Source organism: Caulobacter vibrioides, assembly GCF_002858865.1.
In the GTDB taxonomy this organism is placed as follows: domain Bacteria; phylum Pseudomonadota; class Alphaproteobacteria; order Caulobacterales; family Caulobacteraceae; genus Caulobacter; species Caulobacter vibrioides.
On record NZ_PJRR01000016.1, the window covers coordinates 183511 to 197361 of the forward strand.

The 13851-nt window shown below is 65.5% G+C and carries 18 protein-coding genes; 11 read left to right on the forward strand and 7 right to left on the reverse strand.

Annotation, left to right across the window (positions count from 1 at the left end; translation table 11 throughout):
* Positions 1-2: 2 nt before the first annotated feature.
* The 3 genes from CVUC_RS12885 to CVUC_RS12895 are packed head-to-tail and all read left to right on the forward strand — an operon-like array spanning position 3 to position 3341.
* Positions 3-959 (forward strand): alpha/beta fold hydrolase, encoded by a 957-nt coding sequence (locus CVUC_RS12885; protein WP_096034371.1) that lies wholly within the window; start codon positions 3-5, stop codon positions 957-959.
* Between the two features lie 37 nt (positions 960-996).
* Positions 997-1914, forward strand: coding sequence for an ABC transporter ATP-binding protein (locus tag CVUC_RS12890; RefSeq protein ID WP_010921131.1), 918 nt, complete (start codon positions 997-999; stop codon positions 1912-1914).
* Entirely contained in the window at positions 1911-3341 is a 1431-nt protein-coding gene (locus tag CVUC_RS12895; protein WP_096034370.1) for an ABC transporter permease, read from the forward strand. Before CVUC_RS12890 ends, CVUC_RS12895 begins: the two co-directional genes overlap by 4 nt.
* 75 nt (positions 3342-3416) lie before the next feature.
* Here the strand turns inward: CVUC_RS12895 and rpsU are convergent, their stop codons facing one another.
* A complete protein-coding gene (gene rpsU / locus CVUC_RS12900) occupies positions 3417-3650 on the reverse strand; it encodes a 30S ribosomal protein S21 (RefSeq protein WP_024265935.1) in 234 nt (77 codons plus the stop codon).
* A 181-nt stretch (positions 3651-3831) separates the two neighbouring features.
* Here rpsU and CVUC_RS12905 point away from each other — a divergent pair, with 181 nt between their 5' ends.
* On the forward strand, positions 3832-4509 hold the full coding sequence (locus CVUC_RS12905; protein ID WP_010921128.1) for a COQ9 family protein: 678 nt from the start codon (positions 3832-3834) through the stop codon (positions 4507-4509).
* A 10-nt stretch (positions 4510-4519) separates the two neighbouring features.
* Here CVUC_RS12905 and rcdA read toward each other — a convergent pair whose 3' ends face one another.
* Both rcdA and CVUC_RS12915 read right to left on the reverse strand, forming a co-directional pair.
* Positions 4520-5029 (reverse strand): protease adaptor protein RcdA, encoded by a 510-nt coding sequence (gene rcdA / locus CVUC_RS12910; protein ID WP_010921127.1) that lies wholly within the window; start codon positions 5027-5029, stop codon positions 4520-4522.
* A 181-nt stretch (positions 5030-5210) separates the two neighbouring features.
* Positions 5211-5417, reverse strand: a complete 207-nt coding sequence (locus CVUC_RS12915) for a DUF1192 domain-containing protein (RefSeq protein WP_096034369.1) — start codon at positions 5415-5417, stop codon at positions 5211-5213.
* Between the two features lie 75 nt (positions 5418-5492).
* On the opposite strand from CVUC_RS12915, the gene CVUC_RS12920 reads away from it, so the two are divergent.
* From CVUC_RS12920 to CVUC_RS12930, 3 genes are all read left to right on the forward strand, one after another.
* Positions 5493-6467 (forward strand): NAD(P)H-quinone oxidoreductase, encoded by a 975-nt coding sequence (locus CVUC_RS12920; RefSeq protein WP_096034368.1) that lies wholly within the window; start codon positions 5493-5495, stop codon positions 6465-6467.
* Positions 6468-6641: 174 nt separating this feature from the next.
* Positions 6642-7442, forward strand: coding sequence for a hypothetical protein (locus CVUC_RS19740; protein WP_125469940.1), 801 nt, complete (start codon positions 6642-6644; stop codon positions 7440-7442).
* Between the two features lie 164 nt (positions 7443-7606).
* On the forward strand, positions 7607-8320 hold the full coding sequence (locus CVUC_RS12930; RefSeq protein WP_015923245.1) for a DUF1013 domain-containing protein: 714 nt from the start codon (positions 7607-7609) through the stop codon (positions 8318-8320).
* A gap of 80 nt (positions 8321-8400) precedes the next feature.
* On the opposite strand, the gene CVUC_RS12935 is transcribed toward CVUC_RS12930, so the two are convergent.
* Entirely contained in the window at positions 8401-8574 is a 174-nt protein-coding gene (locus CVUC_RS12935) for a YdcH family protein (protein ID WP_024265934.1), read from the reverse strand.
* 129 nt (positions 8575-8703) lie between these two features.
* On the opposite strand from CVUC_RS12935, the gene CVUC_RS12940 reads away from it, so the two are divergent.
* From CVUC_RS12940 to CVUC_RS12950, 3 genes are read left to right on the forward strand one after another with little or no spacing between them, the layout of a single operon-like run.
* Positions 8704-9321: a UbiX family flavin prenyltransferase gene (locus CVUC_RS12940; protein ID WP_096034366.1), complete on the forward strand. Its 618-nt coding sequence runs from the start codon at positions 8704-8706 to the stop codon at positions 9319-9321.
* Positions 9248-9799, forward strand: coding sequence for a TIGR02444 family protein (locus CVUC_RS12945; protein ID WP_096034365.1), 552 nt, complete (start codon positions 9248-9250; stop codon positions 9797-9799). The genes CVUC_RS12940 and CVUC_RS12945 overlap by 74 nt, the downstream gene beginning before the upstream one ends.
* Before the next feature lie 58 nt (positions 9800-9857).
* Positions 9858-10088, forward strand: coding sequence for a YdcH family protein (locus CVUC_RS12950; protein WP_024265933.1), 231 nt, complete (start codon positions 9858-9860; stop codon positions 10086-10088).
* Between the two features lie 29 nt (positions 10089-10117).
* Here CVUC_RS12950 and CVUC_RS12955 read toward each other — a convergent pair whose 3' ends face one another.
* From CVUC_RS12955 to CVUC_RS12965, 3 genes are all read right to left on the reverse strand, one after another.
* Positions 10118-11842 (reverse strand): M61 family metallopeptidase, encoded by a 1725-nt coding sequence (locus tag CVUC_RS12955; protein WP_164468232.1) that lies wholly within the window; start codon positions 11840-11842, stop codon positions 10118-10120.
* A 67-nt stretch (positions 11843-11909) separates the two neighbouring features.
* Positions 11910-12269, reverse strand: a complete 360-nt coding sequence (locus CVUC_RS12960; protein ID WP_010921118.1) for a response regulator — start codon at positions 12267-12269, stop codon at positions 11910-11912.
* A 142-nt stretch (positions 12270-12411) separates the two neighbouring features.
* The gene (locus CVUC_RS12965) at positions 12412-13125 is read right to left on the reverse strand and encodes a GGDEF domain-containing protein (protein WP_010921117.1); all 714 of its coding nucleotides are present in this window, start codon (positions 13123-13125) and stop codon (positions 12412-12414) included.
* Between the two features lie 230 nt (positions 13126-13355).
* On the opposite strand from CVUC_RS12965, the gene purE reads away from it, so the two are divergent.
* Entirely contained in the window at positions 13356-13847 is a 492-nt protein-coding gene (gene purE / locus CVUC_RS12970; RefSeq protein WP_010921116.1) for a 5-(carboxyamino)imidazole ribonucleotide mutase, read from the forward strand.
* Positions 13848-13851: the final 4 nt, after the last annotated feature.

Below are 13851 nucleotides of genomic sequence, written 5' to 3' on the forward strand. Positions count from 1 at the left end.
CCATGATCCAGTTTGTCGGTCGTGGCGTCGCGGGCCTTGCCCTTGTCCTCATCTTCTACATCGCGGCGGGCGGCGTGATGAGCGCGACGGGCGCCCCACAAATTCGCGGCAAGATGGTCGAGATCGAGCCGGGGCGCGTGCTGCGCCTGGTTTGTGAAGGGCCCAGCAGCGATCGACCGGTCGTCTGGCTCGAAGCCGGTGCGTTTGGCTTCGCCGCCGACTGGGGCGCAGCGCAGGAGGCGCTCGCGGCTGAAGGCTGGCGATCGTGCGCCTATGACCGCGCCGGCATGGGCTTCTCTCCGAAAGGTCCCAGTCCTCGAGATGGCCTGGCCATCGTCTCCGACTTCGAGAAGCTGGTGGCCGCGTCCGGCGAACCGGGTCCCTACGTTCTGGTCGGACACTCGATGGCCGGCCTGCGCCTGCGCGAGTACGCCGGCCGTCACCCCGACAAGATTGCGGGTCTGGTTCTGGTCGATGCGGCGACGCCTGAAGCGGCGCTCAATCCGTCGATGCAGGGCTTCATCAAGACCTTCGCCCGCGTGTCGAAGTGGGCCGCTTTCGGCGCTTCGATCGGGCTCTACAAGCCGCTGATCCATACGCGCCTCGGCGACAAGATCGATCTGCCGCCGGCGGCCAAGGCCGAGAAGAGCTGGGCCTTCGCCGACGGCCGTCATAACCGCACGGCCGCCGAGGAGGTGGGCCTGTGGGCCGAGGCCTCGACCCAGGCCGCCGCCCAGCCGCAGTTCGACCCCAACTGGCCGATCGCGGTGGTGACCGCAGGGCCCGTCGCGGGCCGTGAACTCCGAAAGGGGATGCAGGCCGCCCCCGCTCGCCGCGCGACCCATGGCTATGTCGACCATGTGGAGGCGGCGACGCACCAGCTGCTGATCGGACGACGCTTCGCCGACCGCATCGTCCGAGCCATCGCCTTCGTGGCCGACGCTCGCGGAAAGGGCTGATACAACCAGAGCGTAGGAGCGATTCGGGAGCCGTCTCATGGTCAGCGCCGTCACCCTGGAAGGGGTCAGCAAGACCTACGATGACTTCCATGCCGTGCGGAATGTCAGTTTCGAGGTCCCTGCCGGGCGGATCACGGGCTTCCTGGGCCCCAACGGCGCGGGCAAGACATCCACGCTCCGCATGATCCTGGGCCTGCTGCCGCCCTCCGCAGGGCGGATATCGGTGCTGGGCGCCGAGGACGCGACAAGGGTTCGCGACCGGATCGGCTTTCTCCCCGAGGAGCGCGGCCTCTACAAGCGCATGACGCCGATCGACGCGATCGCCTTCTTCGCCGGCTTGAAGGGCGTGCCCGAAGCCGAGGGCCGCAAGCGGGCCCAGGCCCTGCTGGAGGCTCAGGGCCTTGGCTTTGCGATGAAGCGGCCGATCAAGGATCTCTCCAAGGGCATGGCCCAGAAGGTCCAGCTTCTGTCGGCGCTGGCGCACGAACCGGAACTGGTGGTGCTGGATGAGCCCTTCTCGGGGCTGGACCCGGTCAACCAGCAGGCGCTGGAGACGATGATCCGCGAGATCGCGGCGCGCGGCGCCACCGTGCTGTTCTCGACCCACGTGATGCAGCACGCCGAGCGGCTCTGCGACAAGGTCGTCTTGATGGCGCGGGGGCAGAAGGTGTTCGACGGCGATGTCGTGACCGCGAGACGGGCGGCGCCGCGGGTGCTCGTGCTGGAAGGCGACCTTTCCGCCGAGGAGGTCGCCGCCTTGCCCGGTCTTGGCGAGATGACGTCGGAGCCCCTGCCGGATGGGGGGTGGCGTCATGTGGCGCGGTTGCCGGAATCGAGCACCGGGCAGGATGCGCTCAAGGCGGCTTTCGCCCGTGATCTTTCGCTCAGGCGGTTCGAGCTCAAGGAGCCCACCCTGCATGACGCCTTCATTGTGCTGACGGGAGGCCAGGCATGAGCCGTCTGCTGAAGATCGCGCGCCGGGAGTACCTGGCCTATGTCCGCACCGTGGGCTTCTGGCTGTCGATCATCGCCTTGCCGCTGGTCATGGGGATCAGCAGCACCGCGCCGCTGATGATGATGAAGTCGGCCAAGCCCGAGCGGCTGGCCATTATTGACCTGACCGATCAGGCGTTCGCGCCCGCCATCGCCAAGGCCATGGCCGAGGACCAGGATCGCGCCACTTCGCGAGCCCTTCGCGCGGCGGCGCTATCGGCGGCGGGACCCGAGGCGCAGGAAGCGGTCCGGAAGGCGCAGCTTGAAGGCGGGGAGGCCGCAGGGCGCGAAGCCCTGGCGCGCTTCAATCCGACAGCCGCCGCGCGCTTCAAGGCGCCCAAGGTCGACGCGATCGTACTGCCGCCCCCGGCCCAGGCCCTGGCCGCCAAGACCCCGGCCGAAGCCGGCGCGATCGCCCGCCGTGAGGTCGCCGAGAAACGTCTGGATTCGGTGCTGATCGTCAGCGGCCGGGACGCGGACGTGACCCTGGATCTTTGGAGCCGCAACCTCGCTGCGCCGGTGCTGGAGGGCGATCTGCGCCAGACCGTCAGCGAGATCATGCGCGAGCGGGCCCTGGCCCGAGCCGGCGTTTCGGCCCAGACTCTGAGCGAAGCCGACGCCCTGAAGCCTACCTTCAACAGCCTCTCACCCAAGGCCGCCTCCGGCGCGAAGGTCGCGCTGCGGGATCGCCTGCCGACCTTTGTGGGCCTCGCCGCCGGCTTCCTGCTGTGGTCGATGGTCATGACTGGGGCCAGCATCCTGCTGAACAGCGTGATCGAGGAGAAATCGAGCAAGATCCTGGAGGTCCTGCTGTCCTCGGCCTCGGTGCCCGAGATCATGGGCGGCAAGATCCTGGGGGTCGCCGGGCTGACCCTGACGGTCATGGGCGTCTGGGCGATGGCCGGCTGGGTGGCCTTGATCAACTTCGCGCCGGGCCTCGCCGGCGATCTCGTCGCCGTGCTGCTGGGCAAGGGCCTGCTGCTCTATTTCGGCGTTTACCTCGTCGGGGGCTACCTGATGTACGCCGCGCTTTTCGCCGGCGTCGGCGCGTTCTGCGAGACACAGCGCGACGCCCAGACCCTGCTTGGGCCCATCATCCTGGTGATGTCGATCCCGATCATCTTCATGAGCCAGGCGATCCGCTCGCCGGACTCGCCGATTCTCTCGACCCTGTCCTGGATCCCGCCCTTCACGCCGTTCCTGATGCCGGTGCGGATCGCCGGAGACCCGCCGCTGATCCAGATCATCGGCACCACGGTCTTGATGATCGTGACGACCGTCGCGCTGGTGGCGTTCTCGACCCGCGCCTTCCACGTCGGCGCGCTGGCGACCGGGAAGATCGACCTTAAGACCCTGGTCGGTCGGATCACCCGCAAGCAGGCGGGGTAGGTCCGAAAACGACGAAGGCCGCGCGGATCGCCGCGCGGCCTTCGAAATCTTCAGCGATGTGAAGAAGAGCGGGTCTTACCGGCCCGGCTTCTTCGGCATCGGCAGCAGACCTTCGCGCTGAGCGCGCTTGCGGGCCAGCTTGCGGGCGCGACGGACGGCTTCGGCCTTTTGGCGCGCGCGCTTTTCCGACGGCTTTTCATAATGCACGTGCCGCTTCATTTCGCGGAACGAGCCTTCGCGTTGCATCTTCTTCTTCAGAGCCTTCAGGGCCTGATCGACGTTGTTGTCGCGGACGAAAATCTGGACCAGGGGTATCTCTCCATTCGACAGCCCGACCAAAATTCCCAAGTCCCTCTTGAGGGGCCGGGCGGGCGAATAAAACCAGTGCCCCGGAAGGGGTGCTTCCAGGCGATGAGGCGGGGCTGATAGCAGAGCCAACGGCCGCTGTCCATGCGCGACGCGGCCTAAACCACGGTGTAGACTCGGATTCATGAGCGAAACCGTCGACACCTCCGGCCAAGCTTCCGATCAAGCTGGCGCAAACTGGGCCGATCAGGCTGAACAGCGCGTTCTGGACGAGGCCTTGCGCCTCGCGCCCAAGGCCGGCTGGAACAACGGACTTGTCAGTCGCGCCCTGTCTGCGGCGGGACTTTCCGAGGCTGAAGGCCAGCTGCTGCTGCCTGAGGGCGCACGGGACCTCGCCGCTCTTTTGTCGCGACGCCATGACGCGGCCGCTTTGGCGCGCCTGCAGGCCTTTGATGTCGCGGCTCTGAAAATCCGCCAGCGAATCCGTGAAGGCGTGGTGGCCCGGCTCGACGCGGCGCAGGAGAACGCCGACGTGCTGCGGCCGCTGGCGGCCTTCCTGGCGTTTCCGACCAACCTGGCGTTGGCGTTGCGGCTCACCTGGGAATCGGCGGACGCCATCTGGCGCTGGGCCGGAGACACCGCCACCGACGAGAACCACTACTCCAAGCGGGCGATCCTGTCGGGGATCCTGATCTCCACCCTCGCCGTCGACATGGCGTCGGGCCGCGCCTCGGCGCTGTCGCACCTGGACGCGCGCATCGACAACGTGATGGCGTTCGAGAAGTGGAAGGCGGGCCTGAAGCCGATGGACCTGGCCAGCGAGATGGTCTCCGCGCTGGCCCGGATGCGGTTCGGCAAGTAGGGGCGGGGCCTTAGCCTCCGAACGCCGCCGTCAAGCGATCGAGCTGGTTCTGAACCGGACGCGGCGCTTCTTCGTTCGGCGACTCGACATACATGCGGCGGTCCAGGTGGCGGACGCGCTCGTACAGGCGCTCGGAGCGCTGCAGCAGGTTCATCAGGCCAAACGGCAGTTCCTCGACGGCCGGACCATCGGCCGGGGCCTCTTCGGCCAGGCGATAGGCTTCAGCGCAGGCGGCTTCCGGCGGCATCTCGCCTTCACGTACGGCGCGCTGCACCAAAAGCCAGGAGGCGACCTGCATCAGGCGCGTAGTCAGGCGCATGCTTTCGGTGGCGTAGCCCAGGGCGGCGTTGCGAGAGAGGACCTTGCTGTCATGGCGTCCGGCCCCGTCGAGATAGGCGGCGGTCTCTTCGACCAGTTGCATGCCTTCCTCGAACGTCCGGTCGAACAGTTCCGATCGCGCGAAATCCTGGATCACTCCAGCGCGCCAAGGCGTGTCCGCGAACGCGTTCACTTCGGTCATAGCTACTCAATGCCCCTTCGAAAGGCCGCGAGGACGTCTCGCTTGGCGACTGAACTGCAACGCCCGTGCCAGAGCCAACCGTCCCGTTTCGCGACCCGCCCTTTCGAACCGACCTACTAACCCCTAAAGGCGAAAGCCGCCTTAAGCCGCCAGTAACCTCACCGAAACCTTAAAGGAACCGTTAGTCTAGGCGACCAAACAGCGCATTGGCCGCATCGCGACCCGCCTTTTTCTTGGCCAGTTGGGCTTTGGTGCGTTCGATCTCGGCCTGCAAGGCCGCGATGCGCTCCTCCAGTTCCGCGACGCCGTAGACTTCCAGGTCCTCGTGGGTCGCCTCGTTCAAGGCGCGTCCGCTGAAGGCGCGGGCTTCCGCAGGCTCCTCGAACATGGGCTTTTCTCCCTTTTCCGTCAGACATCTGACGCCTACCTAGGCCGCAAGGCAAGCACCACGAAGGAGCCCGGCATGGCCGAGACGATGACGGCGATCGCGATTGAAGGCGGCAAGGGGCCGGCGCAGGCGCTGCACGCAACGCGGCTGGATCGTCCCATGCCGGGACCCGGCGAGATCCTGATCAAGATGGCGGCGGCCGGCGTGAATCGCCCCGACCTCCTGCAGCGCATGGGTTTTTACCCGCCGCCGCCCGGCGCGCCCGCCACCCTGGGCCTTGAAGTGGCCGGTGAGGTCGTGGTCGGCGCGGGCCGCTGGAAGGCGGGCGACAAGGTTTGCGCCCTGCTCGGTGGCGGCGGATACGCCGAGTACGCCGTGGTCGACGCCCGCCATGCGCTGCCGATTCCGGGGGATCTGGACCTCGTCCAGGCCGCCGCCCTGCCCGAGACCGTGTTCACCGTCTTCGCCAATGTGTTCGAGCATGGCGCCTTGAAGGCCGGCGAGACGCTGCTGGTTCACGGTGGAACGTCCGGAATCGGAACAACTGCGATCGCCATGGCCAAGGCCGCCGGCGCCAAGGTGATCGCCACGGGGCGCGGCGCCGACAAGAAGGCCAAGGCGCTGGACCTCGGCGCCGATATCGCCGTCGACACCAAGGCCGAGGACTTCGCGGAGGTCGTGAAGGCCGCCGGCGGCGCGGACGTGATCCTCGACATGGTCGGCGCCAGCTATTTCGAGAAGAACCTCGACGCCCTCAATGTCGGCGGCCGCATTGTCTACATCGCCAGCCTGGGCGGCTCGACGCTGGAGGTTCCGGTGATGAAGATCATGCAGAAGCGGGCGGTGATCACCGGCTCGACCCTGCGCCCCCGCTCGGCCGACGAGAAGGCGCGCCTGGCCGCCGAGGTCGAGCGCGTCGTCTGGCCCTGGGTGGCGGCCGGCAAGCTGAAGCCCATCATCGACGCGACCTTCCCGCTTGCTGACGCGGCCTCAGCTCACGCTCACCTCGAGGCCGGGGAGCATGTGGGTAAGGTGGTGCTGACGGTCTGAATGGAGGGGGCAGTGGCGAGTGAAAGCGAAGCGAATGAGGGACTTCCGCTAGGCGACTATTTGCCAAATCTTATAAGGGCTATTGAGCTCTTAAGCGGGCGCCCGAAGCAGTGCGCCAGAAATTCTATAAAGTGTTTGAAGAGGGCTTGGTTGTTACGGGATCTTGATCCCGAAATGGCTGTATTTCGCGCGATTACTGCTGAGGAGGAGGCCGCGACCGCTCTGATGTTTGCTTTAAAGCATCGCGGGTATCCGTTATCAGAAAAGCTTTTGCCGCATGATCACAATCAAAAATCCGCGTGGATGCCATTTATTGAAGTTATCGGAAAATTGTTTGGTGAGAGCGGGGTTCCTAAGCCGAGGATTACTCTGAAGTTTTCCGTAGAGGCAAGGGTTGATGTGTCTATATCTGCCAAGGCCTTGAACATCCAAGGTGCGAAAGAGGGCGATTTTCTCTCTCCCGACGAGCCTCTTAATATGACTATACGATCCAGTAAGATCGGTTCCGATGACGCTGAAATACATACCTTCGAAGAAGATCTAATGAATTGGGCAAATGAGAAGGGGGCGAAAAGTATCAGGGATTATATAGCGGAGGCGGCCAATATAAGAAATCTGGTTCTATATGCACAGGATCGTGGCATTCCGAAGTGCGAGCACGTCGATGGGTTTATCATTGAGCGGCGGCGTCGAGTGGTGGTTCTCCTTTTCGCTGTAATTATGGTTCTTCAGGCGCGGCAGCCACAGGCATTCGCCGCGCAGGCTTTAGAAGCATTTTTGAGGGTGATGCGTGGGGTCACGCAAGCTGGATTCGATTTTGCCTCTGCCGAGGGCGGGGGGCGCTTCAAGGTGATCACGCACCTAGATCCAGACGGAGCGCAGCATATCAGTCAGATCCACGCTGCAGAGTCGTTTTACACCTTCGAGTCGAGATTTAGCTATAAGTGGTCAAGAGGGTGGAGCTTCGGTCCATAGAAGCGCCACGTCCTGGGACGCCGACGTCCTCAAGGCCTTGGTAGCGCAACAGAATGGGACGGTCGGGCCATAGTCCCCGTTCCCTTTTTCCGAGAACCGCATTATAGCGTTTACAACATCCCGCCCGGCCGAAAGGCCGGGCGCCGTCATTTCTGGAGGACCGCATGTCCGACATCCTGATGCCCAAGGCGACCGCCGTCTGGTTGGTGGACAACACCTCGCTCAGCTTCGAGCAGATCGCCGATTTCTGCGGCCTGCACCCGCTGGAAGTGCGGGGCATCGCCGATGGCGAAGTGGCGCGTGACATCCGCGGCGCAGACCCGATCGGCAACGGGCAACTGAATCGCGAAGAGCTGGACCGCGCTCAGGCCAATCCCGACTATCGCATGAAGGCGCTGGTCAGCCGCCACGCCGAGCTGCTGAAGCCGGCCAAGAAGGCCCCGCGTTACACGCCCGTGTCGCGCCGCCAGGACCGACCGGACGCCATCGCCTGGTTCCTGCGTCACCACCCCGAAGTGACCGACGCCCAGATCTCGAAGATCCTGGGCACCACCAAGGCCACGATCGAGCAGGTTCGCGCCCGTACGCACTGGAACGCCGCCAACATCAAGCCGGTCGATCCGGTGACCCTGGGTCTGGTTGGTCAGCTGGAACTCGACGCCCTCGTCAAGAAGGCCGCCGAGAAGAAGGCCAAGGACGACCTGAAGAAGGGCATCGTGCCGGAAGACCCGACCCTGCGTCCGGCTTCGGAAGCCGGTCAGTTCGAGCCGGAGGTCGAGGAAGAAGAAGAAGACTTCCGCGCGCCCCGCGGCGATCTCAAGGCCGAGGACGTGTTCGGCAAGTCCACGGGCTATGTCGACGAGGAAGACGAGGACTAGGCCTCGGCGCGTCGCAGAAAAAGCAGAGGCCCCGTTCCTTGCCGGAACGGGGCCTCTCGTTTTTCGGCTGCCTCTAGCAGCTAGTGCATTCGGGCCTTTAGGCCCTCGATCTCTTCCTTCAGTCGAAGTTTCCGCCGCTTAAGCTCCCTGAGCGCCGTTCCGTCGCTACCGGGTCGATTGGTCTCCTCCTGGATCTTGCGGTCGAGGTTCTCGTGACGGGACCCAAGCTCGCGGATACGGGATTCGATGGCCATGGCTCTCGGCTCCTTGCTGGTGGAGACGAAAGTGAACACCCGCTGTGCGTTGCTGTCAGATCACATATGATTGCAATCGGCCCCGCTTGACGTGGCGCGGCTTGCTCCCAAGACGGACGAAAATTCACCATGTCGGACGGTTCGAAAAACGCTGATCGCTCGCGACTTGTGGTGGGCATAACGGGCGCTTCCGGCGTGGCCTACGGGCTTCGCGCGCTCGACGCCTGCCGGGATCTGGGCGTCGAGAGTCATCTGGTGATGTCCAAGTCCGCCGCCTTGACCCTGGCCCAGGAGACCGGGCTTTCGGTTTCGGACGTGAACGCCAAGGCCGATGTCGTGCATCGTGCGGCGGATGTCGGAGCCTCGATCGCGTCGGGTTCTTTCCGCACGCTGGGCATGCTCATTGCGCCCTGTTCAGTCCGTACGATGAGCGAAATCGCAACGGGCGTAACGTCTTCGCTGCTGACCCGCGCGGCCGACGTGGTCTTGAAGGAGCGTCGAACCCTGGTGCTTATGGTGCGCGAGACACCGTTCCATCTGGGCCACCTGCGCACCATGACCAGCCTGGCCGAGATGGGCGCGGTGATTGCGCCACCGCTGCCGGCGTTCTACGCCAAACCGTCTTCGATCGAGGAGATGGTCGACCAGTCCGTGGGGCGGGTGCTCGATCTTTTTGGCCTCTCCTGGCGACCCGTCAAGCGATGGGGCGAGGACCTGGAGACCATCACCGGCAAGGCGGAAGGTTAACGTCGTGGGCGCGAACAAGGGGCTTTGGGACTGGGCGCTGGACGCCTATGCGCGTCAACCTGTCGCAGAGGCGTGCCTGCATCTGCAGGACGCCCACGGTCAGAACGTGCCCTATCTGCTCTGGGCCGCCTGGATGGCGGAACAGGGCAGGGCGGCTGACTTGAAAATCGCCGCCGGGGTGATGCGCGGCTGGGACCGGGATGTCGGCGCGCCTTTGCGCGGCGTGCGACGCGCGCTGAAGCCGCCGAGGCCCCCTGTCGACGAGATCGGCAAGGAAGCCTTCCGCGACGCGGTGAAGGCCGTGGAACTGCAGGGCGAGCGGGTGCTGATGGAGAGCCTCGAGGCGCTTGCGGGGCCGCCTACGGCTCCTGCGAGCCTTGTCGAGGGCCTGGTGGCCGCCGCAGAAGCTTCCGGCGATCCGCCTCGCCGCGCAGCTTTGGAGAGACTGGCCCAGGCGCTGCAGACGGCGCACGGCTGAGCGCCTTTACCGCCTGTCAGCCTTTGCTATCTATGACCCTCCAAGGGGCCCTATCGAGATGACGTCCATGAACGACGATGATCCGTCGGAAGATACCGACATCGCGATCGAACGTCGCCTCGCCGACCTGCGCGAGGACCACAAGGACCTCGACGACTCGATCCGCGCGCTCGAAGAGCGCTTTCAGCCTGACATGCTGCAGATCGCGCGTCTGAAGCGGAAGAAGCTGGCCCTGAAAGATGAAATCGGCCGTCTGGAAGACCTGCTGACGCCAGACATCATCGCCTGACGGGAGCCCTTGGGCTCATTTAGAGCCCTCTAGCCGGCGACGGCCTTCACGCAGGCGGTTCGCGCGTCGGGCGTAAGCGTCGTCGGAACCTTGATCCGTTGCACGGTGACCTCGCCCGGCCCCTTGGGCAGGAACCGGACCAGCCGGGGCTTGCCATTCTCCTCGATCGCCAGGCCGATCTCGACGGTGCTGTCGCCCGGCTTGCCGCCCTGTCGACCAAGATACTTCATGCCGTTGCGAAGGCCCGCCGCGTAGGCCGGCCCAGCCGGATCGACACCGGCGATCATCCGACCCTTGCCGGTCTCGGTGAGATCAAGGCCCAGCCAGTAGGTGGGTCGTGTCAGGGTCTCGACCGTCAGGCAGCCGCCGAAAGCGCCGGGCGGCAGCAGGATCCGCTCGCCCCGCGTGACGAAGCGATCGATTTCGGGCGTCAGGTCGACGCCGGTCAGGTTTCGGGCGACAGGGACCAGGGCCTCTGGCGCAGGAATGCGGCGGTTGGCGCCCCGCTGTCTGGCCGCCTGATCGCGCATGGCCAGCATGACGCGGTCCAGCCCGCCCTTCGCTTTCAGCCTGCTGTCCATCAGCACGGCAAGTTGCGCGCCGCGTTGATAGGGCAGCTTCTGGACGGCCTTGTCGCTCCAGAACCTGGCGATGATCTGGTCGTTGTTCGCGCCGATCGCCGATGACGTCGCATAGGCCTCCAGCGCTTCGTTCCAGGCGGCGGCGAAGGTTTCCAGATCCACAAGACCTGACCGCAGGGCCAATCGGCGGGCGTAGTAGTCGGTGAAGCCCTCGCTGAACCAGTAGCCGGCCGGCTCCCGCGGTCCCTCTATGGCGCCGCCAAGTCGTTCCGCGTTCCAGGTGTGGAGGTACTCGTGCGTCAGAAAGAGCCGGTAGTCTTCGAGCTTGGTGTTCTGGGTGGAGATCACCGCAAAGGCGTCGTCCAGCCCTGTGCCGCGATAGGAGGTCCAGCCTTGCGGTGCGGGCTGGCCGGCGAGGGTGATCAGAAACGGCGCTTTGCCGTCGCCCCAGAAGGCGCGAACGGCGCCGATCGAGCGCGCCGCCATATCCGCGAACGCCTCGGCTGTGAAACTGAACTGTCCGCGCATAGCCACGGTCAGCGGCGCGCCGCCGACGTCTCGCCGCGCCTCGACCAGATCAGGATAGGCCATCAGGACGCTGGAGCCGAGGCGTTCGATCGACGCGGGCGCGGTCTCGAGCGGCGACAGGTCCGTGGCCAGCCGCAGCGACGAGCCGGCGGCGTCCCAGGCGAACCGGGCCTGGTCGGTCTCTCGGCCCTCAGGGGTCGCGAAGATCGTATGGCCGATCAGGTAGAAGCCGTCCGGGCCAATGATGGGCTGGCCATAGTTAGGGCCGTCCGGCGGTGGCGGACCGTCATAGGCGCTGACCACCCGATAGCGAACCGTGAGCGGCGCCCTGGGCTTGGAGGTGATCACCCACGTCTTTTCGTCGGACTTCGAAAGCTGACCACCCGTCACGGCGGGGTCCTGCAGAAATCGCCAAAGACGCTCACCGCCGCCCCATTCGGCGGGCAATCGCAAACGGGTCTCGCCATCGGCGTCGGCGGGCAAGGTGATCGTCACCGAAACGGCGCGAACCTTCCCATCCTCCAGCAAGGGCGCAAGACGATAGACGTTGAGGTTCGGCCTGGACGCGGCCGCCTGGACGTCCGCCGTCCAGGCGCAGGTCAGCGCCAAGGCGGCCAGAACCGCCGATGAGCGAGCGCTGGTCATGGTGAGCTCCCCAAAAACGCATCACATCCTAGGGGCGCGAAGTGGTCGGGGTCAGCTTAAAGTTCTGTCACGCTGCGTGGCGGCTTTCCAGCGCGCGCACCGTCTGCAGAAGACGTCCAGGGGTGATCGGCTTTTCCAGCCGCGCATCCGCATGCTGGTCATCCTTCAAGAGGCGCGGATCCACCGCCGAGGCCATCAGGGTGACCGCGCCGGGCAGCGTGCGGCGCACCGCTCTGATCAGGTCGCCGCCGCTCAAGCGCGGCATGGTGTAGTCGGTGATCACCAGATCGGGGCCAAAGGTCGACAGCGCCTCAAACGCCTCTTGGCCGTCGCTGCAGAGCAGGACGTCGAATCCAGCTTCCGTCAGAGTGATCTCATAGATCATCGACAGAACCGGATCGTCTTCGGCGATCAGGATGCGCTGCATGCCCTAGGGTCCCGCGCTCATACTTAACAAACGATGAAGTTCATTAGCGCGGCGACGCAGAATGAGTCCCCGTGCGATAAGGTCGCATAACTCGCGGTTGTCGTGCCCATGGTTGGGCGCCATGGGTGGCGGCCTGGGGCGATCAAGCGCTCCTGCGCTTGCGCAGGAACATCGCCGCATCCGCTTCGGCGAGGGCTGCTTCCGGATCGGCCCCAGGCTCAATTTCGCGCACGCCGAACGAGATGTGCAGCGGAGCCGACCATTCGCCGAACTCCACGGGTTCTGCTCGGACAGCTTCGGCCAGACTCTGAGCCTTGGCCAAGGCCGTTTCCTTGTCAGCCTGCGCCAGCAGCACGGCGAACTCGTCACCACCCATGCGGCCGACGATGTCGCTTTCGCGCACATTGGCCTGTAACCGCTTGGCGACGGCCTTGAGGGCCTCGTCGCCGGCGGCGTGGCCGAAGCGGTCGTTGACGCTCTTGAAGCCGTCCAGGTCGAAGAAGACCACGCTGGCCGGCGAACCGTAGCGTTGGGCGAAGGCGGCGACGCGCTTCAGCTCGCGCAAGAACGCCCGCCGGTTCAGAACCGGCGTCAGGACGTCCATATCCGCCAGTCCCTGCGCCTCGTTCAGCCGCAGCTTCAGCACCGAGACCTCGTTTCGCAGGTCCTCGATCTCGCCCATGAGCGTCTGAAGGGCTTCGACGACCTTGGGCGTCAGGTCGGCCTCGGTCAGGCCCAGGAAGGCGGCGCTATCAGGCGCGGACACTTCGCGCGCGGCGACCTGCGCGCCGGCGCGGGCCAACGCACGCTTGCGGATGGCGGCGAAGGGTTCGGTCCGGGCGCCTGAGATTTTCATGGCCTTACGGGGGAATCGAATTGCACAGCTTTACCATGGTTAACGGGAACGGCGTTCGGCGCAATCGGGGCGCCGAAGAGTCGCAGGGGATGGATGGCTGAGCGGGTCATCGAGCAGGCTTGCGACGCTCAACTTGAACGCTCTTGTGTCGTTTTGGGCTTGCGCACCGAGGGCGGCCCGCATACGGGGCGGCTTTCATCCGCCGCCGCCGAGTTCAAGGGACGACGCCGATGCCTTCGACCACGCCTCCCGTCGCTATCATCATGGGCAGCCGCTCGGACTGGCCGACCATGAAGGGCGCCGCCGACGCGCTGGACAATCTGGGCGTCGCTTGGGAGGCCAAGGTGGTCTCGGCGCACCGGACGCCCCAGCGCCTGTTCGACTTCGCGACGGGCGCCGAGAAGGCCGGTTACAAGGTGATCATCGCCGGCGCCGGCGGCGCGGCGCACTTGCCGGGCATGGCCGCCTCGATGACCAACCTGCCGGTGCTGGGCGTGCCGGTGCAGTCCAAGGCCCTGTCGGGCCTCGATAGCCTGCTTTCGATCGTGCAGATGCCGGGGGGCGTTCCTGTCGCCACCCTGGCGATCGGCGAGGCCGGCGCCAAGAACGCCGGACTGCTCGCGGCCCAGATCCTGGCCCTCTCCGATACAGCGCTGGCTGGACGCCTGGCGGCCTTCCGCGCCGCCCAAACCGAAAGCGTCGCCGAAAGCGTCGAGGACTGATCGA